A 22,991-nucleotide genomic window follows, 5' to 3' on the forward strand; every position below is an offset into this window, starting at 1 on the left:
ATGAATTCGAGGAGAAGTCACCGGCAAAATACGGGCATTGGCGGAGATATCTCGCCACATTCGGCCGCACATGGCCCGCCTCAGCCGTGCCGGCCGCCTTCCAGATAGGCGGCCCGAATCTCGGGGCGCTGCAACAACTCGGCGCCGGTCCCGGCCAGCGTGATCAGGCCATTGACCATGACATAGCCGCGATGGGCGAGCTTGAGCGCATGGTTGGCGTTCTGCTCGACGATCAGGACGGTTAGGCCGTCCTGCCGGTTCAGGGTGCGGATCGCATCGAAAATCTGGCGCGCGATCAGCGGCGCGAGCCCGAGCGAGGGCTCGTCGAGCAGGAGCAGGCGGGGACGGCTCATCAAGGCGCGGCCGATCGCCAGCATCTGCTGCTCGCCGCCGGACAGGGTTCCGCCGCGCTGGGCGTAGCGTTCCTTCAGCCGTGGAAACAGATTGAAGACGCGTTCCAGCGTCGCGTCGCGCTCGGAATCGGTGCATCCGGTGGCATCGGCACCCATCTGGAGGTTTTCCGCCACGCTCATGCGCGGGAAGATGCGCCGTCCCTCCGGCGATTGCGCGATGCGCAAATGCGCGATCTCGTGGGTGGGCACGTCGGTGATGTCGCGGCCTTCGTACAGGATCTGGCCGGCACGGGCCCGCGGCTTGCCGAAGATGGTCATCATCAGCGTCGACTTGCCGGCGCCGTTGGCGCCGATCAGCGCCACGATCTCGCCGGCATTGATCTCGACGTCGACGCCCTTCAGCGCCTCGATCTTGCCGTAGGCGGCGCGAAGGCTGCGGATCGCGAGCAGGGGAGTGGGTGAAGTCACGACCCGCTCTCCATCACGGCCACGGCTTCTTCCTCGTCGGCGCCGAGATAGGCGGCGATCACCTTGGGGTCGTCGCGGACCGCGCGCGGCGAACCTTCGGCGATCTTCACGCCGTGGTCCATCACCACGATATGGTCGGAGATTTCCATCACCACCGACATGTCGTGCTCGATCAGCAGGATCGAGGTGCCGAGCTCGTTGCGGATCGAGAGCAGGAGCTCGCTCAAGGCGGCGCTCTCGCGCGCGTTGAGGCCGGCGGCGGGCTCGTCCAGGCACAGCAGCGCGGGCTCGGTGCACATCGCGCGCGCGATCTCGAGCCGGCGCTGGTCGCCATAGGCAAAATTGCCGGCGGCATCGTCGGCGCGGTCGAGCAGGTTGACCCGCCTGAGCCAGTCGGTGGCCAGATCGATCGCGCGCTTCTCGGCATCGCGATAGCCGGGCGCACCGATCAGGCCGAGAAAGGTGAGGCCGGAGGCCCGCATCAAGGCGTTGTGCTGCGCCACCATCAGGTTTTCCAGCGCGGTCATGCCGGGAAACAGGCGGATGTTCTGGAAGGTGCGCGCCACCTTGGCCAGCTTGGCGATGCGGAAATCGTTCAGCCGCTCCAGGGCGATCGTCCGGCCATCGTCATGGGTGAGGCGAATGGTGCCGCCGCTCGGCTTGTAGAAGCCGGTGATGCAGTTGAAGACCGTGGTCTTGCCGGCGCCGTTCGGCCCGATCAGCGCGGTGATCTTCTTGCGCTCGGCCGAGAGCGACAGGTCCTGCACGGCAACGATGCCGCCGAAGCGCATGGTCAGCCGGTCGACGTTGAGAATCTTGTCGCCGCTCATCCGTGCCCTTCCTTGACGAGGTCGGAGGAGATCGCCTGCGCCTTGGTCAGATACACGGTCGGCGCGCGATGGCCGACCAGGCCGCGCGGCCGCCAGATCATGATCAGCACCATGGCCATGCCGAACACCAGCATGCGGTAGGTCTCGAGGCTGCGGAACAGCTCGAAGCCCCCGATCATGGCCAGCGCGGCGAGCGCCACGCCGAGTTGCGAGCCCATGCCGCCAAGCACGACGATGGCCAGCACCAATGCCGATTCCTGGAAGGTGAAGGATTCCGGGCTGATGAAGCCCTGGCGGGTGGCAAAGAACGCACCGGCAAAGCCGCCGAACATCGCGCCGGTCGCGAACGCGGTAAGCTTGGTGGTCGTGGTGTTGATGCCGAGCGCGCGGCAGGCGACCTCGTCCTCGCGCAAGGCCTCCCAGGCGCGGCCGATCGGCAGGCGGCGCAGACGGATCGTCACCCAGTTGGTGAGCAGCGCGAGCGCCAGGATCAAATAGAATAGGAAGACGATGCGGTGGGTCGCTGAGTACTCGATGCCGAGCTTGGCGGCGAGCCCGTCGTCGCTGTTGTCGAGCGGGATGCCGAAGAAGGTGGGGCGGGGAATGCCGGAGACGCCGTTGGGGCCTCCGGTCAGGCTCTGCCAGTTGATGATGACGAGGCGGATGATCTCGCCGAAGGCCAGCGTCACGATGGCGAGATAGTCGCCGCGCAGCCGCAGCACGGGAAAGCCGAGCAGCACGCCCCAGAACGCGGCGAGGATGCCGGCGAGCGGCAGGCAGATCCAGAACGACCAGCCGAAATTGGTGGCGAGCAGGCCGTAGGAATAGGCGCCGACCGCATAGAAGGCGACGTAGCCGAGGTCGAGCAGGCCGGCGAGGCCGACCACGACGTTCAATCCCCAGCCCAGCATGACATAGGTGAGCACGAGGATCGCGAGGTCGAGGATGTAGCGCTGGTTATAGAAGATGACGGGCACCAGCAGCGTGAAGATCAAAAGCGCGGGCGCGAGGTAGCGGCCGACGAACGACATCCCGCGATGCACTGCAGGCGGCACCAGCTTCTCGGCGCCGGTCGGGCCGAGCCATTGCCGGAGCAGCTCGATCACGATCGAGCCGCCGAACACGGCGGCGACAAGCGCTGCGACCTCGCCGAAGCGCGTCCAATAAGTGAGCTGGCCGTCGGAACCGGCCTCGGTCCGGACGCCGACCATCAGTGAGAACAGCACCAGCGCGACCAGTGCACTGAGCAGGGATTTTTTCAGGATATAGGTGATGCCGGCGGTGCGGCTTGCGTGCTTGGTCTCGTGCGGAATGGCTGTCACGCGGCGGTCCGTCAGACTTTTTCGACTTCGGGACGGCCGAGCAGGCCGGTCGGCATGAAGATCAGCACGACGATCAGGATCGAGAATGCCGCGACGTCCTTGTATTCGACCGAGAAATAGGCCGACCAGAACGTCTCGATCAGGCCGATCGCAAGACCGCCGAGCATGGCGCCCGGCAGCGAGCCGATTCCGCCGAGCACGGCCGCCGTGAAGGCCTTGATGCCGGCGACGAAGCCCATGAAGAAATCGACCAGACCGTAATAGAGCAGGTACATGAAACCCGCGACCGCGGCGAGCGCGGCGCCGATCACGAAGGTCATGGAGATGGTGCGGTCGACGTCGACGCCCAGCAGGGCCGCCATGGTCTGGTCCTGCTCGCAGGCGCGCATGTCGCGCCCGAGCCGCGTGTGCGACACCAGCCAGGTAAAGATCGCCAGCAGCACGATGGTGGTGATGACCACCATGATCTGGATGTTGGAGAGCTGGATGACGAAGCCGTCCGCGCTCTCATGCAGCGTGTAGCCGCCGGTGATGAAGGGCGGGATCGGCTTGACGCGGGCGCCTTGCGCCACCTGCGAATAGTTGGTCAGCACGAACGACATGCCGATCGCCGACAGCATCGGGGCGAGACGGAAGGAATGCCGCAGCGGCCGGTAGGCGATGCGCTCGATGGTCCAGCCATAGAGCGCCGTGATCGCCATCGCGACCAGCAGCACGACGAGCAGGATCACCGGGATCGCGGTCAGGCCGAGCGAGATCAGGATCAGGAAGGTGATCAGGGCGATGAAGCCGCCGATCATGAAGACGTCGCCATGGGCGAAGTTGATCATGCCGACGATGCCGTAGACCATCGTGTAGCCGATCGCGATCAGGCCGTAGATGGAGCCGAGCACGAGGCCGTTGATGAGCTGTTGGGCGAAATAATCCATAGGCTGCCGTTACCCAAACTTGACGCGGGCTCAAAGGGAGCTCTTCGAGAGAGTTCTTGGGCCCCGGCAGCCCTTGAGCATTCTTCTCGTTTTGTAACAGGAGGGAACTGGCGGCCGCAACTGGGCAGGCCTCGGCATAAGGGCTTGTACAGAACTCATTTGGTTACGGATGTCGTCTCCGGGTTCCGCAGCTGCGAGGAACCCGGTTCCGTGTGGCAACCAAATCCGAGGGCGGTTGTTAGCTTCCCTCTGACGTCCAACAAGGGAGTTCCCCCCGATGACGAAGCAGCAGAACCAGAATCCGGGTCAGCAGACTCAGAACCCCGGCCAGCAGCGCCCAGGTCAGCAGCCAGGGCAGCAGCAGGGCGGTGGGCAGAAACCCGGACAGCAGCAGCAGGATCCGATGCGCCAGGGTGACAAGCCCGGCCAGCAGCATGGTGGCCAGCGCGGTCAGGACAACTAGTTTGGGAGCCCAGTGAGTGAGGAGTGAAGAAGGGCCCCGCTGCAAGGTGGGGCCTTTTTTTCGTTGCTTGGCGTCATTCCGGGGCGGCTCGAAGAGCCGAGCCCGGAATCTCGAGATTCCGGGTCTGGTGCTGACGCACCATCCCGGAATGACGACGTGTGCGGGTGCCCGTTAAGGTAAACAAAGGGTTTAAATTGCCGCCACGGACTGATGCGAGTTAGCTCCCGGCAAAGCCTTCCCATCGAAGGCGCGTGGCAGGCGAAGCGGGAAGCGGCATGTTCAGGAATTGGCGGATCGACTCGGTCAACGGCGCGCTGCTGGCGGCCTATTTCATCCCCGCCTGGACGCTGGTCGCCTTCAACATCATGGTGGCGCCGGTGCACGGCCTCTACGAACGGCCGAGCGTCGCGGTCGCGCTGTTCCTCAGCGACAATCTCCAGATGGCGGGGATGGACACGGTGCGCGCGGCCTGGCTGCTGGCGCTGGGACGGTTGACCGTGGTGGCGTTCTTCGCGATCTACCTCGCGCTGCTGTGCATTCCCCGCGTCCGCAGGAATGGCGGCAGTGACGAGGCGCTCGGCATTGCGCTGGCGATCGGCAGCGTGATCTCGTTTGCGAGCATGGTCATGGCCTCGAAGGTCGGCGAGATGGACGCGCTCCGGCTGCACGCGACCGAGCTCTTGCTGCTGCTGGGGGCTGCGATCGTGATGGTGATCGAGCGCCCTGTGGCGGCACCCAAGAGCGCCGAGGCCGCCGCGCCGCTAGGTCTTGAGCAGGCCGAGCTCCTGCACAATCGCTGAGGCCTCCTTGACGGCGTGGTTCGCCGCCGGCACGCCGCAATAGATCGCCTGCTGGAGCAGGATTTCCTTGATGTCGTCGGGCGTGAAGCCGCCCTCGGCGAGCGCCGCGCGCACATGCAGGCGGAATTCGTCCCATTGTCCGAGCGCGACCATGGTGCCGATGACCAGCACCCGCCTTGTGCGCTCGTCGAAATGCGGCCGCGTCCAAATCTCGCCCCAGGCGTAGCGCGTGATCAGATCCTGGAAATCGGTGTTGAAGGCATTGCGATTGGCGACTGATTTGTCGACCCAGGCATTGCCCAGCACCTTGCGGCGCACGTTCATGCCGGCATCGCGGCGCTTCTGGTCGTCCATGTTTGTTTCTCCGGATCAGTCATTCCGGGGCGCCTCGAAGAGGCGAACCCGGAATCTCGAGGTTGTGAATGCCGATCGAGATTCCGGGTTCGATGCTTTGCATCGCCCCGGAATGACGACAGGCGCAATCAGCGTTGCGTCAGGAACCCCACCACCGCATCGGTGAACGCGTGCGGCTGCTCGACATTGGAAATATGGGCGGCGTCGATGATGGTCATGTTGGCGCCGGGAATTTTCGAGCGGATCAGCTCGCCCGCCGAGATCGGCGTCGCCATGTCGTGGCGGCCGGCGATCACCAATGTCGGGCTCTTGATCTTTGGCAGCAGCTCGCGTTGGTCGAGCGTCGACAGCGCCTCGCAGCAGGCGAGATAGCCCTCCACGGGTGAGGCGAGCAGCATCGCTTTCATCCGGGCGGTGATGTCAGGCTCGCGCTCGCGGAAATCCTGGGTGAGCCAACCCGCGATCACGGCATCGGCCACCGCCGCGATGCCGCCCTTCTTCACGGCATCGATGCGTTCCAGCCATTTGGTCGGCTCGGCATAGTAGCAGGAGGTGTTGGCGAGGATGAGCTTGCCGAAGCGCTCCGGCGCGTTCGCGCCCAGCCATTGCCCGACCATGCCGCCCATCGACAGGCCGCACCAATGCACCTTCTCGATGTTGAGATCGTCGAGGATCGCCAGCACGTCGCGGCCGAAGCGCTCCATCGTATAGGGGCCGGGGGGAACGTTCGACTTGCCGTGGCCGCGGCGGTCATAGCGGATGACGCGGAACACCTGCGTCAGCGCCTTCATCTGCGGCTCCCACATCTGAAGCGTGCAGCCGAGCGAATTGGACAGCATCAAGGTCGGCCCGCCGTCGCGGCCTTCGACGGAGACGTTGATCAGGCAACCGTCGGCATCGATCATGGGCATGCGGCGTCTCCGTTCTGGAGCATGATCCGGGAAAGTGTGGAGCGGTTTTCCGAAGAGATCATGCTCAAACAATCAATCTCGCTCGAGGCTGTCGAGCAGCCGGTCGATCATGGCTTGGGAAGCCCCTTGATAGGCCATCGGCTCGAACAATGCCGCAATTTTTTCCGGCGAAAGATGCGCTGTGACCTGCGAATCGGCCGCGAGAACCTCGCGCAGATGCTTCTTCTCGGCGACCGCGCGCTTGCTCGCGGCCTCGATGAGATGATGCGCATCGCTCTTGCCGATCCTCTCGGCCAGCGCAAAGGTGACCGCCTCGGCCATGATCAGCCCGTGCGTCGCATCGAGATTGCTGCGCATGCGCGCGGCATCGACGTCCAGGCCCTCGGCGATGTCGACGATGGCGGCGAGCGCGCCCGAAGTGACCAGCATCAGTTGAGGCAGCGTCGGCCATTCCGCATGCCAGGGGCCGGCGCTGCGCTCGTGGTCCTGTACCTGCGCGGCAAAAATCGTCGCGGCGAGCTGCGGGGCCATGGTGGCACATCCCAGCGCGCTTGCGGCTGCGACAGGGTTGCGCTTGTGCGGCATGGTCGAGGAGCCGCCGCGGCCTTCGCCGGCCGGCTCGAACGCCTCGGCGACATCGGTCTGCATCATCAGCGAGACGTCGCGCGCGATCTTGCCGCAGCTTCCGGCGAGAATCGCAAGGGCCGATGCGGCTTCCGCGATGCGGTCGCGATGGGTGTGCCAGGGTGCTTCCGGCAGCGGCAGGTTGAGCTCTTGCGCCAGTCGCTCCGCGACGACGAGCCCCTTGTCGCCGAGGGCCGCGAGCGTGCCGGCCGCGCCGCCGAATTGCAGCGCGAGGCCGTCGCGGGAGAGCCGCCTGAGGCGGCAGCGGGCGCGGGCAAGACTTGCGGCATATTCGGCGGCCTTGAGCCCGAACGGCATCGGCAGCGCGTGCTGGAGCCAGGTCCGCGCCACCATTGCGGTGTTGCGATGATTGCGCGCCAGTGCGGCAAAACCCTTGATGGCGCGGCTGAGGTCGGCATCCAGCGCGTCGATGGCGGCGCGCAGCGTGAGCATGGTCGCGGTGTCGATGACGTCCTGGCTGGTCGCGCCCCAATGCACGTAGCGTGCGGCCTCCGCATCGGCCTTCGCGACGTTGGCGGTCAGCGCCTTGACCAGGGGAATCGCGAGATTGCCGGACCGTGTCGCGGCCTCGGCCAGCGCGGCGATGTCAAAGGTATCCGCCTTGCAGGCGGTTTCGATCGGGCCCACGGCGGCCGCGGGAATCACGCCGGTGGCGGCTTCGGCGCGCGCCAAGGCTGCCTCAAAATCGAGCATGTTCTGGAGCGTTGACCGGTCGTCGCAGACGGCGCGCATGGCGGCGCTCGACAGCATCGGCGCAAGCAGGGGGGAGAGGGCTGTGCTCATGTTGCGCGGGACCTAACCATCATGGCCCGCCTGTGCCAATCCAAAACCGACCGCGCAAGATTTTTTGCAGTTGCGAATATGCATTGCACGTGGCCGGAGGCCGCCCTTTCCTTTGCGGCCTACGTGCGTTACTTGAACAGCATTATAATTGCACGATCCCGGGAGGCACCCCATGGCCATGACGATGAACGGCGAAGTCCAGCTTGCGGCGCCGCGCGAGGCTGTGTGGGCCAAGCTCAACGATCCCGAGGTGCTGAAGGCCTGCATCCCCGGCTGCGAGGAGCTGGAGAAGACCGACGACGGCGGCTTTCGCGCCACAGCGAAAATGAAGGTCGGCCCGGTGTCGGCGCGCTTCAAGGGCAAGGTGACGCTCTCCGATCTCGATCCGCCGAACGGCTACAAGATCTCCGGCGAAGGCGAGGGTGGGGTGGCGGGCTTTGCCAAGGGCGGCGCCGTGGTCAAGCTGGCGGAGAAGGACGGCGGCACGCTGCTCTCCTACGACGTCGAGGCGCAGATCGGCGGCAAGTTGGCGCAGCTCGGACAACGCCTCATCAACGGCGCCGCCAAGAAGCTGGCCGACGAGTTTTTCGCGAACTTCGCCAAGGCGGTACAGGGCTGAAGGCTATCGCCTTTCGGCATGGCGCCTTGCGTCCGGGGTGATGTTGCCCCGGGGCATAATGGCCCATATGATGGGTTGGAATAATTATAAGAACCGCTTCGACGGGACCCGTCGGGGCGCTGATAGAGAGTGCTTATGGCGAAAATCTCCCTCATCGTGAACGGCAATCCTGTGACGGCCAACGTCGATCCCCGCACGCTTCTGGTGCAGTTCCTGCGCGAGAATCTGCGGCTGACCGGCACCCATGTCGGCTGCGACACCTCGCAGTGCGGCGCCTGCGTCGTGCATCTCGACGGCAAGGCCGTGAAGTCCTGCACCACGCTTGCCGTGATGGCTGACGGCCACGAGGTCAAGACGATCGAGGGGCTGGCTGCCGACGGCGCGCCGCTGCATCCGATGCAGGAAGCCTTCCGCGAACACCATGGCCTGCAGTGCGGCTTCTGCACGCCCGGCATGATCATGACCGCGATCGACATCGTCCATCGCAAGGGGCACGAGGTCGACGACCACACCATCCGCGAGGAGCTGGAAGGCAATCTCTGCCGCTGCACCGGCTACCAGAACATCGTCGCCTCGATCTCCGCCGGCGCCAAGGCGATGGCGAAATCCGACCTCGCCTAAATCGACACGCGCGCATCCCGCGATCAGGACATTCAGATGTACGAATTCAAATATCATCGCCCCGGGACCGTTCGGCAGGCCGCCAACCTCCTGGTGAAGAACGAAGACGCCAAGGTGATCGCCGGCGGCCACACGCTGATTCCGGTCATGAAGCAGCGCCTCGCGAGCCCTCCGCATCTGGTCGACCTCTCCCACATCGAGGGGCTCAACGCGATCGAGATGAAGGGCCGCTCGCTGGTGATCGGCGCCACCGCCAAGCACGCCGAGGTCGCGACCTCCGCCGTCGTCGGCGAAGCGATCCCGGCGCTCGCGAGCCTTGCCGGCGGAATCGGCGATCCCGCCGTGCGCCACAAGGGCACGATCGGCGGCTCGCTCGCCAACAACGATCCGACCGCGGACTATCCGGCCGCGGTGCTTGCGCTCGGGGCGACCATCGTCACCAACAAGCGCCGCCTCAAGGCCGAGGAGTATTTCCAGGGCCTGTTCACGACGGCGCTCGAGGCCGACGAGATCATCACCAAGGTGATGTTCCCGCTGCCGAAGAAGGCCGCCTACATCAAGTTCCGCAACCAGGCCTCGCGCTACGCGCTGGTCGGCGTGTTCGTGGCGCGGCGTCCGTCGGACGTGCGCGTTGCCGTCACCGGCGCCGGCTCCGAAGGCGTGTTCCGCGTCACCGCGTTCGAGGAAGCCCTGAAGAAGCGCTTCTCGGCGAAAGCCCTTGATGGCATCGAGGTGCCGGCCGAGGGTCTCAACAGCGACATCCACGGCAGTGCCGAATACCGCGCGCACCTCATCGGGGTGCTGACGCGGCGGGCCGTCGACGCCGCCAATGCCAAGGAATGATGGGCCTCACCAACTGGCCCAACGACTTGCCCCGGTGAGGGCGTAACCAAGACTGGCCTTTCATGACTTCAGCCGCCCTGCCGGCATCGGTTGATGCGATGCTCGAACTCCTGACGTCGCGCGGCTATCTCGCCGAGCGGTCGCTCGCGACGGTGACGTATCTGTCGCTGCGCATGGGCCGGCCGCTGTTTCTCGAAGGCGAGGCCGGCGTCGGCAAGACCGAGATCGCAAAAGTGCTGTCGGCGGCGCTGGGGCGGAAGCTGATCCGCCTGCAGTGCTACGAAGGCCTCGACGTCTCCTCGGCCGTGTACGAGTGGAATAGCGCCGCGCAGATGATCGCGATCCGGATGGCGGAAGCTGCCGGCGACACCGATCGCGATCAACTGTCGAGCGACATCTTCGCCGACCGCTACATGATCAAGCGGCCGCTGCTCCAGGCGCTGGAGCCTGACGTCGCCGGTCCGCCGGTGCTCCTGATCGACGAGCTCGACCGCGCCGACGAGGCGTTCGAAGCCTATCTCCTGGAAATCCTCAGTGACTTCCAGGTGACCATCCCCGAATTCGGCACCGTGAAGGCGCCGTATCCGCCGATCGTCATCATCACCTCCAACCGCACCCGCGAGATCCACGACGCGCTGAAGCGGCGCTGCCTCTATCACTGGGTGGATTATCCCGCCGCCGAGCGCGAACTCGCGATCGTCAAGACGCGCGTGCCCGGCATCTCCACAAAGCTGTCGCAGCAGGTGGTGCGCTTCGTCCAGGCGCTGCGCAACCAGGACTTCTACAAGTCGCCGGGCGTCGCCGAGACCATCGACTGGGCCACCGCGCTGTCCGAGCTCGACGCCCGCTCGCTGACCCCGCAGGTGGTCGGTGACACGCTGGGCGCGCTGCTCAAGTACCAGGACGACATCACCCGCATGCAGGGCGACACCCTGCAGAAGGTGCTGAAGGAAGCGACGAGCGAGGATTGATCTCGCGTCAAATTGCGCCCGTCATTCCGGGGCGCGCGTAGCGCGAACCCGGAATCCATCGGGCCGCAGAGTTCGTGGATGAATGGATTCCGGGCTCGCGCCAAAGAGACGCGCCCCGGAATGACGAGGGGATGGATACGACCCATGGCCATCAACCACCTGGCGCCCGAGCAGACCGAGCAGTTCGCCGACAACATCGTCGGCTTCGCCCGCGCGCTGCGCTCTGCCGGCATGCCGGTGGGCCCAGGCGCCGTCATCGATGCCATGAGCGCGCTCCAGGTGATCGACATCGGCAACCGCGCCGATGTCTTTGCCACGCTGGAGGCGATCTTCGTCAAGCGCCACGAGCATGCGCTGATCTTCAAGCAGGCCTTCAACCTGTTCTTCCGCGCCTCGGAGGAGTGGAAGCACATGCTGGATTCGGTGCCGCTGCCGGACCAGGCCAAGAAGAAGCCGCAGGCCGGTGCGCGCCGCGTGCAGGAAGCGATGTCGCAGCCGCGCATGACGGAGACGCCGCAGCACCAGGAGCAGGATCTGCGCCTGTCGGTCTCCGACAAGGAAATCCTTCAGAAGAAGGATTTTGCCCAGATGAGCGCGGCGGAGATCAGCGAAGCCCTGCGCGCCGTCGAGCGGATGCGGCTGCCGCAGGCCGAGCTCCTGACGCGCCGGCACCGGCCCGATTCCCGTGGCCTGCGCCTCGATCTGCGCCGCACGCTGCGTGCGTCATTGCGCACCGGTGGCGACATCATCGACATTCATCGCCTGGGGCGGATCGAGAAACCGGCGCCGATCGTCGCGCTGCTCGACATCTCGGGTTCGATGAACGAGTACACGCGCCTGTTCCTGCATTTCCTCCATGCCATCGGCGATGCGCGCAAGCGCGTCTCGGTGTTCCTGTTCGGCACCCGCCTCACCAACGTCACCCGCGCGCTGCGCCAGCGCGATCCCGACGAGGCGCTGGCGAGCTGCTCGGCCTCGGTCGAGGATTGGGCCGGCGGTACGCGGATCTCGGCCTCGCTGCACAACTTCAACAAATTGTGGGCGCGCCGGGTCCTGAGCCAGGGCGCAATCGTGCTCCTGATCTCCGACGGGCTGGAGCGGGAGGCCGATTCCAGGCTCGCCTTCGAGATGGACCGGCTGCACCGCTCCTGCCGGCGGCTGATCTGGCTCAACCCGCTGTTGCGCTTCGGCGGCTTCGAGGCCAAGGCGCAGGGCATCAAAATGATGCTTCCGCACGTTGACGAATTCCGCCCGGTACATAATTTGAGTTCGATCCAGGAGCTGATCACGACGCTCTCCCGGCCGCTGCCGCCGCATCACCGCAGCCTGATCCGCTCCGCAGCTTGAGAGGTTACCCCATGCTCGATCGCGACGAGGACATTCTGAGGGCGGCGGAGGACTGGCAGAAGGCCGGCCGTGGCGTCGCGCTCGCCACCGTCGTCGAGACCTGGGGCTCGGCGCCGCGCCCGGCGGGCTCGAGCCTCGTCATCAACGACGAGGGCACGTTCTTAGGCTCGGTCTCCGGCGGCTGCGTCGAGGGCGCCGTGGTCACCGAGGCCATGGACGTGATCGAGAGCGGCAAGCCCAAGATGCTGGAGTTCGGCGTCGCCGACGAGACCGCCTGGAATGTCGGGCTGTCCTGCGGCGGCACCATCCGTGTCTTCGTCGAGAAGGTCGGCTAGCCGTGAAGCTCGCGATTTTGCACGAACTCAATGCCGAGCGCGCCGCGCGCCGCCCGGCGATCTTGGTGACGGACACCGAGAGCGGCGAGCAGCGCCTGGTCAAGGCGCAGGATTTTGCGAAAGACCCGCTGCGCGTCGAGCTCGAAAAACAGCTTCGCATGGGCAAGAGCGCCAATGTCGAGGTCGGCGGCAAGAAGCTGTTCCTCAACGTCTACGCGCCGACCGCAAAGCTCGTCATCGTCGGCGCGGTCCATATCAGTCAGGCGCTGGCGCCGCTGGCGCGCTCGCTCGGTTACGACGTCACGGTCGTCGATCCGCGCACGGCCTTTGCGAGCGCAGAGCGCTTCCCAGACATTCCGCTGGTGGCCGAATGGCCCGACACCGCGCTGCCGCCGCTCAACGTCGATGCCTACACGGCTTTCGTCGCGGTGACGCACGATCCCAAGATCGATGATCCTGCGCTGCTGCACGCCTTCGAGCGCGGCTGCTTCTATATCGGCGCGCTGGGCTCGCGGAAGACCCATGCCAAGCGCGGCGACCGGCTGCGGGCGCAGGGCGCCAAGGACAGCGACATCGCGCGCATCCACGCGCCCATTGGCCTTGCGATCGGCGCCGTCTCGCCGTCGGAGATCGCGGTGTCGATCATGGCCGAGATCACGGCGGTGCTTCGGCTGCCACCCAAAGAAAAAGAAGAAGCGGCATGAAATTCGGCCCGGCGAGCCCCAAGGATGCGATCGGCGGGGTGACCGTCCACACCCTGCGCCAGGGACCGCTGGTGCTGAAGAAGGGCACGACGATCGGGCCCGCCGAGGTCGAGGCGCTGGAGCGCGCCGGCATCAAGGACGTCGTCGTGGTGGGGATGGAGGAGGGCGACGTCTCCGAGGATATCGCCGCCGCCAGTATCGCGCTTGCGGTCGGCGGCGAGGGCATCCATGTCGAGCGCGCCTTCACCGGCCGCGCCAATCTGTTCGCGGCATGCCCGGGCGTGCTGGTGATCGACCGCGCCGCGGTCGATCGCATCAACAATATCGACGAGGCCATCACCTTTGCGACGCTCACCGCCTACAAGCCGGTGGTCGAGGGCGAGATGGTCGGCACGGTCAAGATCATCCCGTTCGGCGTCGAGGGCGCTTTGCGCGACGCCGCGGTGAAGGCGGCCGGCCGGGACGTCCTGAAGATCGCGCCCTACGTGATCAAGCGCGTCGGCGTGGTCTCGACGCTGCTGCCGGGCCTGTCCTCCAAGGTGATCGACAAGACGCTGCGCGTCACCGCCGAGCGGCTGGCGCCGGCCGGCGCCGGCATCATCGCGGAGCGGCGGGTCCAGCACGACGAACACGCGCTGTCGGCCGCGATCAAGGAGCTGCTCGCGCTTGGCGCGGAACTCGTCATCGTGTTCGGGGCGTCCGCGATCGCGGATCGCCGCGACGTGATCCCGGCGGCCGTCACCGGGATCGGCGGCGAGATCGAGCATTTCGGCATGCCGGTCGATCCCGGCAATCTGCTGCTGATCGCCCGCGCCGACGGCGTGCCGGTGCTGGGCGCGCCGGGCTGCGCGCGCTCGCCGGTCGAGAACGGGTTTGACTGGGTGCTGATGCGGCTGCTTGCCGGCATCAAGGTGACCCGCGCCGAGCTGATGGGCATGGGCGTCGGTGGGCTCCTGATGGAGATCGTCACGCGTCCGCAGCCGCGCGCGAGGCCCGAGATCGAGGGCAACAGCCAGGTCGCTGCCATCGTGCTCGCGGCAGGGCGCTCGACCCGCATGGGTGGGCCGAACAAGCTGCTCGCCGAGCTCGACGGCAAGAAGCTGGTGCGGATCGCGACCGAGCAGGCGCTGGCCTCCAAGGCATCCGAGGTGATCGTCGTCACCGGCCATCAGACCGAACTGGTCGAGCAGGCGCTGCAAGGCTTGAAGGTGAAATTCGTCCGCAATCCGGATTTCGCCGGCGGCATCGCGAGCTCGGTCAAGGCCGGCATCGCGGCCGTGCCCGAAGCTTGCGACGGCGCCGTGGTTTGCCTCGGCGACATGCCGCTGATCGATGCCGGCCTGATCGACCGTCTCATCGACAGCTTCGCACCGGACCGCGGCAATCTCATCGTCGTGCCCGTCAGCGAGGGCCGCCGTGGCAATCCCGTGCTGTGGTCGCGCCGCTTCTTCGGGGAGCTGATGACGCTCGATGGCGACGTCGGCGCGCGCCACCTGATCGCCAAGCACACCGAGGCGGTTGCGGAAGTGCCCGTCGACGGCGAGGGCGCGTTCCTCGATATCGACACGCCGCAAGCGCTGGAAGCGGCAAGACGGGGATAGTGTGTAGGGTGGGTTAGCCTTGCGGCTGCGCGCAAGCGCAGTCCGCCAGACGTAACCCACCAACGTCGCCCGCATGCATTGAAGCATGTTGGGTTACGCCGAGCGACTGCGCTTCGCGCAGCGCTAACGCACCCTACGATACCGGATTGCTTTCGTCCGCCTACTTCTTGGTGTTCGACAGCTTCTCGCTGCCGGCCTTCAGATCGACGCCGCTCTTGGTCAGGAGGGCCTTGTCGCCGCTGCTGAACGTGAACGTGTCGGCGCCCGCGCTGATGCCGTTCCACGCCACGGCTTCGGCGAGGGACAGATACCACAATCCCTGGAATCCCGTCGCATTGTTCAATTGCCCCGTCCAGACGGTGGTCGATCCGCAGCCGAGGAAGTTCACCGAGAAACTGATCGCTGTGCCGGTGTTGCCGTAGGCCAGCCAACCCGTCACACCTTGCGGCTTGCCCTCGTCGCAACTGTTCGCGGCGTTGTTGGTGTAGGTGCCCGTGATCGCGCCGGTGTTCGAGTTGAAGCTGGTGATGGCCAGGGTCGAGCCATACTGGTTGGTCCAGGTCCAGTTCACCGACTGCGCATATGCGGGCAGGGGTCCGATCAGGGACGTCGACGCAATCATCGCCAAGAGCATTCCGTTGAAGTGACGCATGGTTGTTTCCTCCGGCTCTCTGCTTGGAGCGTCAACTACTTTAAATGATGTGCTTCACAAATACAACTAAAAGATGTATGAGGTCGCTCGTGCGTCCGTCAGGCTTTTCAACCACTCGTTCACCATCTGGAAACGGTCCCGCGCTTAGAGTTCCTTCCACCTGCCTTGGGGGGAGGGGTTTTTTCCATGGCTTCGAATGTCGTCGCGCGCCGTTGCGCGATGTTTTTCTTTGCGTTGTCTGTTTGTGTCGCGGGCGCTCGCCACATCACGGATGCACGCGCCGCCGGCGCGTTTGCGGTCGGCAAGTGCGGTGCCTATGGCCAGGCTTTCGATTACGGCGCCGAGCACGAAGCCCGCGCCGCGGCGCAGAAGCAGTGCAAGGGCGACTGCACGACGGTGACGATGAAGCGCGCCTGCGCGGCGATGTCCGTCGATCTGTCCAATCCTTGCGGTGCCTATGGCTATGCCGTCAAGCCGAAGATCTCCGCCTCGCTCAACGCCGCCACGCGCGAATGCTACAAATACGGCGGCAAGGAATGCGTGATCCGCGCCTGGGCCTGCGACGCGAAGGGTTGAATTCTCCTCCGTCATTCCGGGGCGTCGCGCAGCGACGAACCCGGAATCTCGTGCGATAATCTCCAGATTCCGGGTCTGCGCCTGACGGCGCATCCCGGAATGACGATTTGTGGAGACATGTATGCAGTTCGATACCAAGATCGCCGTGGTGATCCGCAGCGATCTCCATGCCTGGCAGAAGCTCAACGTCGCGGCTTTCCTCACCAGCGGCATCGCCGCCGCCTTTCCGGAATGCATCGGTGAACCCTATGAGGACGCCTCGGGCACGACATATCACGCGCTGATCGGCCAGCCGATCCTGATCTACGGCGCCGAAGGTCCGGCACTGTCGCGCGCGCTCGACCGTGCGCTCACCCGCAACGTGGTGTCGGCGGTCTACACCGAGGACATGTTCAAGACCACGCATGATGCCGCCAATCGCGAAGCGGTAAAGGCGGTGGCACGCGCGGACCTCAATCTCGTCGGGATCGCAATGCGCGCCGAGCGCAAGGTGATCGACAAGATCGTCGACGGGCTGAAGTTCCATAGCTGACGCGATCCGCACGTTGCGCCGCGTCGTCATCGTGATGTCACGATCGCGCGAGCCTTGCGTAAACTTTGTGCGGTTTGACTCCAATCAAGGGGGCGCCGCCCGGTGCCGCTAGTTTGCCTCCGTCATTCAAACGGAGCAGACAGATGCCGACCATGAAAGCCGCAATCGTCAGACAATTCGGCAAGCCGCTCGTGATCGAGGACGTGCCGGTGCCGCAGCCCGGACCCGGCGAGGTTCTGGTCAAGGTCAAGGCGTGCGGCGTCTGCCATACCGATTTGCACGCAGCCTCCGGCGACTGGCCGGTGAAGCCGGTTCCGCCTTTCATCCCGGGCCATGAGGTTGCCGGCATCGTCGCCGCGCTCGGATCCGGCGTGAAAAATCTGAAGGTGGGCGATGCCGTCGGCGTCGCCTGGCTGCACGATGCCTGCATGTCCTGTGAATATTGCGAGACCGGCTGGGAGACGCTGTGCGAGCACCAGCACAACACCGGCTACAGCGTGAACGGCGGCTTCGCCGAATATGTCATCGCCTCGGCTGCCTTCGCCGCCAAACTGCCGGCGACGATCGATTTTGCGGGCATCGCGCCGATCCTGTGCGCGGGCGTCACCACCTACAAGGGCTTGAAGGAGACGGAGGCAAAGCCCGGCGAGTGGGTCGTGATCTCGGGCGTCGGCGGGCTCGGCCATGTCGCGATCCAGTATGCCAAGGCGATGGGCCTCAAGGTCGCGGCCGTCGATATCGCCGACGACAAGCTCGAGCTCGCGCGCGAGACCGGCGCCGACCTCGCCGTCAACGCGCTCGCAGCCGATGCCGTGGACAAGGTGTTGGCGGTAACCGGGGGAGGGGCGCACGGCGTGCTGGTGACGGCGGTCTCGACCGCCGCGTTCGCCCAGGCGCTGAAGATGGTGCGCCGGAAGGGCACCGTCAGCCTCGTCGGCCTGCCGCCGGGCGAATTCCCGACGCCGATCTTCGACGTCGTGCTCAAGCGCATCACCGTGCGCGGCTCCATCGTCGGCACCCGCCGCGACCTCGACGAAGCCATCGCATTCGCCGCCGACGGCAAGGTCAAGGCCGAGGTGACAAAGGTGCCGCTCGCTGAGATCAACGACGTCTTCGACCGGATGAAGGCCGGCAAGATCGAAGGCCGCATGGTGCTGGATTTTGGCTAGTGCGTTGTGAAACGAGCCGTTGCCGCGAAGGAGGTGCGCTCCCTCTCCCGCAAGCGGGAGAGGTGCACCGAGTTTGCGGCGATGCTTTTCGTATCAAAGGGACGTCGCTCTCTCGCTGCCTACCCCGGCGGCATGCCTTCGAACTTCGGCAGGTCCGGATCGAGACGGTCCCATTGATGGCCGCGCGCGGCGTAAGTCACCACCTGCGGCTTGTAGCGGGCGGGCTCGTCGAGGCTTGCGGCGCGGATGGTGAAGATGTCAGGCATTGCCGCAAAGGTCAGGTAAACCGGCAAGCCGCACCGGGCGCAGAAGCCGCGCGTCTTCACGTTGCCGCTGTCGCCGACCATGTCCCAGTGCTTCGCCTCGCCGGTTACGGTGACGCCGGCGCGCGCGAAGGTCGCGTAGGAGCCGTGGCCGCTTCCGCTTTCCCGCTGGCAGTCCCGGCACTGACAATGATTGCTGAATATGGGCTCACCGACAATCGAATAGCGGATCGCGCCGCAGGCGCAGCCGCCTGTATAGGGCTTGTCCATCGCGATAACTCCTTACTCGCCACTGATCTCGTCAAGCTGGCGGACGACCTTCTTCCAGCCGCCACTCATCACCGTGTAGGCCGACTCGTTTATGGGCAGGACGAAGCCGGCATGAACCAGGCGGATCCGCGTGCCGGCTTCGACCGGGGTGAGGGACCACGTCACGACAGTGTCGAGCGGCGCGCCGTAGCCGGTGTTGCGCTCATCGCCGCCCTTCCAGGCGTAGACGAGGCGCCGGTTCGGCACGACCTCCAGAACCCGGCAATGGATCACACCGTCCCAGTTGCCGCCCGGAGTGGTCTGGAACGTGAAGGCCTTGCCTTCGACGGCTTCAAAACCGGTCGGCGGCATCAGCCAGCGCGCGATCAGCTGGGCGCTGGTCAACGCCTTCCAGATCGTCTCCGGCACGTGAGGGAACACCTCGTCGATGACGATGTCTTTGGTCTCGGCTTTCAACTCGGCAGCACTCACGGATCGATCTCCTTCAAGAGGTCACGCAGATTCTGGAAGCGCTCGCGCCAGAAGACGCCGTAATGATCCATCCAGGTCACCAGCGGCTCGAGTCCTTGCGGCGCGGCGCGGTAGTAGACGTTGCGGCCCTCCGCGCGCTCGGCAACGAGGCCGGCCTGCTTCAGCGACTTCAGGTGTTGCGAGATCGCGCCTTGCGTCACGCCACTGCCGCGCGTCAGCTCGGCGACGCTGATCTCCTTGCTCTCGAAGACGCGTTCGAACACGGCGCGGCGGGTCGGATCGGCGAGGGCGCGCATCACGGTGGTGACGGGGTTTGGGGCGGCTTCGATCATGGCAATAAATTAGTGAGGGCTAATTCATTAGTCAATGCTAATTTAATTCGGTCGCTCTGGCTGGCGTCAATAATTGACTATGACTGACTAGTCAGTCATAAATTGACCATGACGAAGAAGCCCACCAAAGCCGCCGCGGCATCTGCAGCCCAGGCTGGGAGCCAAATGCTCGAAGCCGCGCCCGCCTCGAACCGTGCCACCCGCGCGGCGGAGCGGCGTGCGGCGATCGTGGCGGCGGCGATGGAGGAGTTCATTGCGCGCGGCTTTGCCGCGACGCGGCTCGACGACATCGCCAGACGTGCCGGCGTCGCCAAGGGCACGATCTACCTGCACTTCAAGGACAAGGAATCGATGTTCGAGGAGCTGGTGCGCGTCGTGATCGTGCCTGTGGTGGCGCGGCTGACGACGTTGCCGCCGCCGGTGGGCTCGGTGCGCGACCTCATCGAAGCCTTCGCCGGCAACTTCCTCAAGGAGGTGATCGGCACCAGGCGCGGCGATCTCGTGCGCCTGATCGTGGCGGAGGGGCCGCGCTTTCCCTCGGTCGCCGATTTCTACTACCGCGAGGTGGTCTCGCGCGGCGTTGCCGCCATGCGCGCGCTGATCGAGCTCGGCATCGCCCGCGGCGAGATCCGCGAGAAGGAGCTTGCGCGCTATCCGCAGATCCTGATCGCGCCTGCGATGATCGCGGTGATCTGGCAAAGCCTGTTTGAGCGCCACGCGCCGCTCGATGCGCGGGACATGCTGCGCGTCCATCTCGATTTGATTTTTGGCGAACGGAGGACGACATGAGGTCGTCGCAAACCATCTCTCACCTCATCCTGAGGAGCGCGGAACGCGCGTCTCGAAGGATGCAGGCCCGGCTGTGGCCCTTCGCCCTTCGAGACGCTGCTTCGCAGCTCCTCAGGGTGAGGGATCGACAGCTTTGGTCGCTGCAAGCAATTTTCAGATTTGCATTGGCCGTCCTGCTCGCAACCGCGCTGGCGGCTTGCAAGGAGAAGCGCGATCCCGGCTTCCAGGGCTGGGTCGAGGCCGACATGATCTTCGTCAGCCCGGACGAAGCCGGCCGCGTGACGAAGCTGAACATCCGCGAGGGTGACGAGGTCAAGGTCGGCGACGCCCTCTATTCCGTCGACGACGATCTACAGCTTGCCGATCTCAACCAGAACAAGGCGACGCTGGCCAACGCGCAGCAGACCTATGACCGTGCGGCCTCGCTGAACAAGACCGGTTCGGGCACGCAGGCCAATCTCGATTCCGCCGTCTCCGCCCTGCGCGTGGCGGAAGCGCGGGTGGCGACGTCGGAGACGCGGATGGCGCGGCGCAGGGGCTTTGCGCCGGTCGCCGGCACCATCCAGCAGATCTATTTCCGCGAGGGCGAGATGGTGGCGGCGCAGCGGCCGGTGCTCTCGATCATGCCGCCCGGCAACATGAAGCTGCGCTTCTTCGTGCCGGAGACCGAGCTGCCCAAGCTGGCGATCGGCGACACGGTCCGGATCGGCTGCGACAATTGCGCGGCCGACCTGACCGCAAAGATCTATTTCATCGCGACCTCGGCCGAATACACCCCGCCGGTGATCTACAGCCTCGATGAGCGCAACAAGCTCGTCTACCTGATCCAGGCGCGGCCCTCGCGCCCCGATGCCTTGCGCGTCGGGCAGCCGATCGACGTCTATCTCAATCCAAAAACTCCGGTGGCGGACAAGCGATGAACGGCGGCAACGGCATCGCAATCGACGTCAAGGGCCTGACGAAGTCGTTCGGCGGCCGCGAGGTCGTGCACGATCTGTCGATGCAGGTGAAGCGCGGCTCGATCTACGGCTTCCTCGGTCCCAACGGCTCGGGCAAGACCACCACCATCCGCATCCTCTGCGGCCTGCTCACGCCCGACAGCGGCGAGGGGACGTGCCTCGGCTACGACATCCGGCGCGATGCCGAAAAGATCAAGCGCCAGGTCGGCTACATGACCCAGCGCTTCAGCCTGTACCAGGACCTCTCGGTGCGCGAGAACCTCGAATTCGTGGCACGGCTCTATGGCCTTGCCGATCCACGCGACGCGGCGCGCGACATGATCAAGCGGATCGGGCTTTCGGGGCGCGAGGAGCAGCTCGCCGGCGAGCTCTCCGGCGGCTGGAAGCAGCGGCTGGCGTTAGGTGCCTGCACGCTGCCCAATCCGCAATTGCTGCTGCTGGACGAGCCGACCGCCGGCGTCGACCCCAAGGCGCGGCGCGATTTCTGGAACGAGATCCACGCGCTCGCCGCCGACGGCCTCACCGTGCTGGTCTCGACCCACTACATGGACGAAGCCGAGCGCTGCCACGAGATCGCCTATATCGCCTACGGCCATCTGCTCGCGCACGGCACGGTGGAGGAGGTGATCGCGAAATCCGCGCTGACGACCTACACCGTGACGGGTGAGGATTTGAACGGGCTCACCGCCGAGCTCACCGGCAAGCCCGGAATCGACATGGTGGCACCGTTCGGCACCTCGCTGCACGTCTCGGGGCGCGACGTCGCCGCGCTCGAAGCCAGCATCGCGCCGTGGCGCGAGATGAGCGGCCTGCACTGGCAGAGCTCGCATCCTTCGCTCGAAGACGTGTTCATCGAATTGATGAGCCGCTCCAAGGACAATTTCCAATGAGCACCGTCGAACATCCGGCTCCCGCACGCGAAATCCGCGAGCGCTTCGGCTTCCTGCGACGCTCCTATGCGATGCTGATCAAGGAGTTCATCCAGCTGAGGCGCGATCGCGTCTCGTTCGCGATGATCGTGATGCTGCCGGTGATGCAGCTCATGCTGTTCGGCTATGCCATCAACACCACGCCGCACCATCTGCCGAGCGCCGTGCTGCTCCAGGAGGACTCCGATCTCACCCGCTCGATCCTGAAGGCGCTGGAGAACACCGCCTATTTCCGTTTCATCTACGAGGTGCACGACGTCGACGATTTCGACAATCTGCTGAAATCGGGCAAGGTCCTGTTCGGCGTCGAGATCCCGCGCGGATTCGAACGGGCGGTGCGGCGCGGCGACAAGCCGGCGCTGCTGGTCGCGGCCGACGCCACCGATCCGGTCGCGGCGAGCTCGGCGATCGGCTCGCTCGGCATGGTCGTGCAGACCGCGCTCAAGCACGATCTCTATATCGGCAATCCCCCGGAGATGCCGTTCGAGATCCGGGCGCATGCGCGCTACAATCCGGCCGCAGCGTCGAGCCTCAACATCGTGCCGGGTCTCGTCGGCACCATCCTCACCATGACCATGCTGATCTTCACCGCGCTCTCGGTCACGCGCGAGGTCGAGCGCGGCACCATGGAGAGTCTGCTGTCGATGCCGATCAAGCCGGTCGAGGTGATGTTCGGCAAGATCATCCCTTACGTACTGGTCGGCTTCGTCCAGGCCTTCCTGATCATCAGCATCGGCGTCGGCCTGTTCGGCGTGCCCGTGCTTGGCAATCTGTTCCTGCTCGCGCTGCTCTCGACGCTGTTCATCACCACCAACCTGTCGATCGGCTACACGATCTCGACCGTCGTGCAGAACCAGCTCCAGGCCATGCAGATGTCGATGATGTTCTTCCTGCCGAGCATTCTGCTGTCCGGCTTCATGTTCCCGTTCGCCGGCATGCCGGCCTGGGCGCAATATGTCGGCGAGGCCTTGCCGCTGACCCATTATTTGCGCATCGTCCGCGCCATCATGCTGAAGGGGGCGAGCATGCAGAATCTGCGGTTCGACACGCTGGCGCTGGCGGCCCTGATGCTGATCGCTATGACCATCGCCGTGACGCGCTTCCGCCGTACGCTAGATTGAGGCAAACTAGTCCTTGAGAGTCATTCCGG

At 65.3% G+C, this 22,991-nt stretch carries 28 protein-coding genes; 17 read left to right on the top strand and 11 right to left on the bottom strand.

Annotated features, from left to right (window positions below; genetic code table 11):
• Positions 1-80: 80 nt before the first annotated feature.
• Genes EI171_RS18990 through EI171_RS19005 form a run of 4 tightly spaced genes read right to left on the bottom strand, consistent with a single transcriptional unit; the run spans position 81 to position 3,902 of the window.
• Positions 81-821 (bottom strand): ABC transporter ATP-binding protein, encoded by a 741-nt coding sequence (locus EI171_RS18990; protein ID WP_011088420.1) that lies wholly within the window; start codon positions 819-821, stop codon positions 81-83.
• The gene (locus EI171_RS18995; RefSeq protein WP_011088419.1) at positions 818-1,651 is read right to left on the bottom strand and encodes an ABC transporter ATP-binding protein; all 834 of its coding nucleotides are present in this window, start codon (positions 1,649-1,651) and stop codon (positions 818-820) included. The genes EI171_RS18990 and EI171_RS18995 overlap by 4 nt, the downstream gene beginning before the upstream one ends.
• Positions 1,648-2,925: a high-affinity branched-chain amino acid ABC transporter permease LivM gene (gene livM / locus EI171_RS19000; protein WP_370141135.1), complete on the bottom strand. Its 1,278-nt coding sequence runs from the start codon at positions 2,923-2,925 to the stop codon at positions 1,648-1,650. The genes EI171_RS18995 and livM overlap by 4 nt, the downstream gene beginning before the upstream one ends.
• Before the next feature lie 59 nt (positions 2,926-2,984).
• On the bottom strand, positions 2,985-3,902 hold the full coding sequence (locus tag EI171_RS19005; RefSeq protein ID WP_011088417.1) for a branched-chain amino acid ABC transporter permease: 918 nt from the start codon (positions 3,900-3,902) through the stop codon (positions 2,985-2,987).
• 277 nt (positions 3,903-4,179) lie between these two features.
• Here EI171_RS19005 and EI171_RS19010 point away from each other — a divergent pair, with 277 nt between their 5' ends.
• Both EI171_RS19010 and EI171_RS19015 read left to right on the top strand, forming a co-directional pair.
• Positions 4,180-4,365 (top strand): hypothetical protein, encoded by a 186-nt coding sequence (locus EI171_RS19010; protein WP_028173403.1) that lies wholly within the window; start codon positions 4,180-4,182, stop codon positions 4,363-4,365.
• Positions 4,366-4,640: 275 nt separating this feature from the next.
• The gene (locus EI171_RS19015) at positions 4,641-5,165 is read left to right on the top strand and encodes a hypothetical protein (protein ID WP_060908117.1); all 525 of its coding nucleotides are present in this window, start codon (positions 4,641-4,643) and stop codon (positions 5,163-5,165) included.
• Here the strand turns inward: EI171_RS19015 and EI171_RS19020 are convergent.
• The 3 genes from EI171_RS19020 to EI171_RS19030 form a co-directional block, all read right to left on the bottom strand.
• Positions 5,127-5,519 carry a carboxymuconolactone decarboxylase family protein gene (locus EI171_RS19020; RefSeq protein WP_011088415.1) on the bottom strand — a complete coding sequence of 131 codons (393 nt, stop codon included), beginning with the start codon at positions 5,517-5,519 and terminating at the stop codon, positions 5,127-5,129. The genes EI171_RS19015 and EI171_RS19020 overlap by 39 nt on opposite strands.
• Positions 5,520-5,647: 128 nt before the next feature.
• Positions 5,648-6,430: a 3-oxoadipate enol-lactonase gene (gene pcaD, locus EI171_RS19025; RefSeq protein WP_028173405.1), complete on the bottom strand. Its 783-nt coding sequence runs from the start codon at positions 6,428-6,430 to the stop codon at positions 5,648-5,650.
• A gap of 72 nt (positions 6,431-6,502) precedes the next feature.
• Complete coding sequence (locus tag EI171_RS19030; protein ID WP_161534385.1) at positions 6,503-7,858, bottom strand: 3-carboxy-cis,cis-muconate cycloisomerase; 1,356 nt, start codon at positions 7,856-7,858, stop codon at positions 6,503-6,505.
• A gap of 172 nt (positions 7,859-8,030) precedes the next feature.
• Here EI171_RS19030 and EI171_RS19035 point away from each other — a divergent pair, with 172 nt between their 5' ends.
• The 8 genes from EI171_RS19035 (at position 8,031) to EI171_RS19070 (ending at position 14,899) form a co-directional block, all read left to right on the top strand.
• Positions 8,031-8,477: a carbon monoxide dehydrogenase subunit G gene (locus EI171_RS19035; RefSeq protein ID WP_011088412.1), complete on the top strand. Its 447-nt coding sequence runs from the start codon at positions 8,031-8,033 to the stop codon at positions 8,475-8,477.
• A 135-nt stretch (positions 8,478-8,612) separates the two neighbouring features.
• Entirely contained in the window at positions 8,613-9,098 is a 486-nt protein-coding gene (locus EI171_RS19040) for a (2Fe-2S)-binding protein (RefSeq protein ID WP_027560187.1), read from the top strand.
• A gap of 36 nt (positions 9,099-9,134) precedes the next feature.
• The gene (locus EI171_RS19045) at positions 9,135-9,941 is read left to right on the top strand and encodes a xanthine dehydrogenase family protein subunit M (protein WP_028173408.1); all 807 of its coding nucleotides are present in this window, start codon (positions 9,135-9,137) and stop codon (positions 9,939-9,941) included.
• 62 nt (positions 9,942-10,003) lie between these two features.
• Complete coding sequence (locus EI171_RS19050) at positions 10,004-10,912, top strand: MoxR family ATPase (RefSeq protein WP_011088409.1); 909 nt, start codon at positions 10,004-10,006, stop codon at positions 10,910-10,912.
• Positions 10,913-11,056: 144 nt separating this feature from the next.
• A complete protein-coding gene (locus EI171_RS19055) occupies positions 11,057-12,259 on the top strand; it encodes a VWA domain-containing protein (protein WP_161534386.1) in 1,203 nt (400 codons plus the stop codon).
• Positions 12,260-12,270: 11 nt separating this feature from the next.
• Positions 12,271-12,594 (top strand): XdhC family protein, encoded by a 324-nt coding sequence (locus EI171_RS19060; protein WP_011088407.1) that lies wholly within the window; start codon positions 12,271-12,273, stop codon positions 12,592-12,594.
• 2 nt (positions 12,595-12,596) lie between these two features.
• Positions 12,597-13,298 carry an XdhC family protein gene (locus EI171_RS19065; RefSeq protein WP_028173410.1) on the top strand — a complete coding sequence of 234 codons (702 nt, stop codon included), beginning with the start codon at positions 12,597-12,599 and terminating at the stop codon, positions 13,296-13,298.
• A complete protein-coding gene (locus EI171_RS19070) occupies positions 13,295-14,899 on the top strand; it encodes an NTP transferase domain-containing protein (RefSeq protein ID WP_161534387.1) in 1,605 nt (534 codons plus the stop codon). The genes EI171_RS19065 and EI171_RS19070 overlap by 4 nt, the downstream gene beginning before the upstream one ends.
• A gap of 160 nt (positions 14,900-15,059) precedes the next feature.
• Here the strand turns inward: EI171_RS19070 and EI171_RS19075 are convergent, their stop codons facing one another.
• Complete coding sequence (locus tag EI171_RS19075) at positions 15,060-15,551, bottom strand: avidin/streptavidin family protein (RefSeq protein WP_011088404.1); 492 nt, start codon at positions 15,549-15,551, stop codon at positions 15,060-15,062.
• Positions 15,552-15,737: 186 nt separating this feature from the next.
• On the opposite strand from EI171_RS19075, the gene EI171_RS19080 reads away from it, so the two are divergent.
• From EI171_RS19080 to adhP, 3 genes are all read left to right on the top strand, one after another.
• The gene (locus tag EI171_RS19080; protein WP_011088403.1) at positions 15,738-16,127 is read left to right on the top strand and encodes a DUF4189 domain-containing protein; all 390 of its coding nucleotides are present in this window, start codon (positions 15,738-15,740) and stop codon (positions 16,125-16,127) included.
• Between the two features lie 121 nt (positions 16,128-16,248).
• A complete protein-coding gene (locus EI171_RS19085; RefSeq protein ID WP_161534388.1) occupies positions 16,249-16,659 on the top strand; it encodes a DUF2000 family protein in 411 nt (136 codons plus the stop codon).
• A gap of 143 nt (positions 16,660-16,802) precedes the next feature.
• On the top strand, positions 16,803-17,828 hold the full coding sequence (gene adhP, locus EI171_RS19090; protein ID WP_011088401.1) for an alcohol dehydrogenase AdhP: 1,026 nt from the start codon (positions 16,803-16,805) through the stop codon (positions 17,826-17,828).
• A gap of 119 nt (positions 17,829-17,947) precedes the next feature.
• Here adhP and EI171_RS19095 read toward each other — a convergent pair whose 3' ends face one another.
• From EI171_RS19095 to EI171_RS19105, 3 genes are read right to left on the bottom strand one after another with little or no spacing between them, the layout of a single operon-like run.
• Positions 17,948-18,361 (bottom strand): GFA family protein, encoded by a 414-nt coding sequence (locus tag EI171_RS19095; protein ID WP_161534389.1) that lies wholly within the window; start codon positions 18,359-18,361, stop codon positions 17,948-17,950.
• A 12-nt stretch (positions 18,362-18,373) separates the two neighbouring features.
• A complete protein-coding gene (locus EI171_RS19100; RefSeq protein WP_060908108.1) occupies positions 18,374-18,832 on the bottom strand; it encodes an SRPBCC domain-containing protein in 459 nt (152 codons plus the stop codon).
• On the bottom strand, positions 18,829-19,164 hold the full coding sequence (locus EI171_RS19105; RefSeq protein ID WP_011088398.1) for a helix-turn-helix transcriptional regulator: 336 nt from the start codon (positions 19,162-19,164) through the stop codon (positions 18,829-18,831). Before EI171_RS19105 ends, EI171_RS19100 begins: the two co-directional genes overlap by 4 nt.
• Positions 19,165-19,272: 108 nt before the next feature.
• On the opposite strand from EI171_RS19105, the gene EI171_RS19110 reads away from it, so the two are divergent.
• The 4 genes from EI171_RS19110 to EI171_RS19125 are packed head-to-tail and all read left to right on the top strand — an operon-like array spanning position 19,273 to position 22,962.
• Positions 19,273-19,953 carry a TetR/AcrR family transcriptional regulator gene (locus EI171_RS19110; protein ID WP_202633162.1) on the top strand — a complete coding sequence of 227 codons (681 nt, stop codon included), beginning with the start codon at positions 19,273-19,275 and terminating at the stop codon, positions 19,951-19,953.
• Complete coding sequence (locus EI171_RS19115; protein ID WP_246740583.1) at positions 19,950-20,873, top strand: HlyD family secretion protein; 924 nt, start codon at positions 19,950-19,952, stop codon at positions 20,871-20,873. Before EI171_RS19110 ends, EI171_RS19115 begins: the two co-directional genes overlap by 4 nt.
• A complete protein-coding gene (locus EI171_RS19120) occupies positions 20,870-21,802 on the top strand; it encodes an ABC transporter ATP-binding protein (RefSeq protein WP_161534390.1) in 933 nt (310 codons plus the stop codon). Before EI171_RS19115 ends, EI171_RS19120 begins: the two co-directional genes overlap by 4 nt.
• Positions 21,799-22,962, top strand: coding sequence for an ABC transporter permease (locus EI171_RS19125; protein WP_161534391.1), 1,164 nt, complete (start codon positions 21,799-21,801; stop codon positions 22,960-22,962). Before EI171_RS19120 ends, EI171_RS19125 begins: the two co-directional genes overlap by 4 nt.
• Positions 22,963-22,991: the final 29 nt, after the last annotated feature.

This window comes from Bradyrhizobium sp. LCT2, assembly GCF_009931255.1.
GTDB lineage: Bacteria > Pseudomonadota > Alphaproteobacteria > Rhizobiales > Xanthobacteraceae > Bradyrhizobium > Bradyrhizobium diazoefficiens.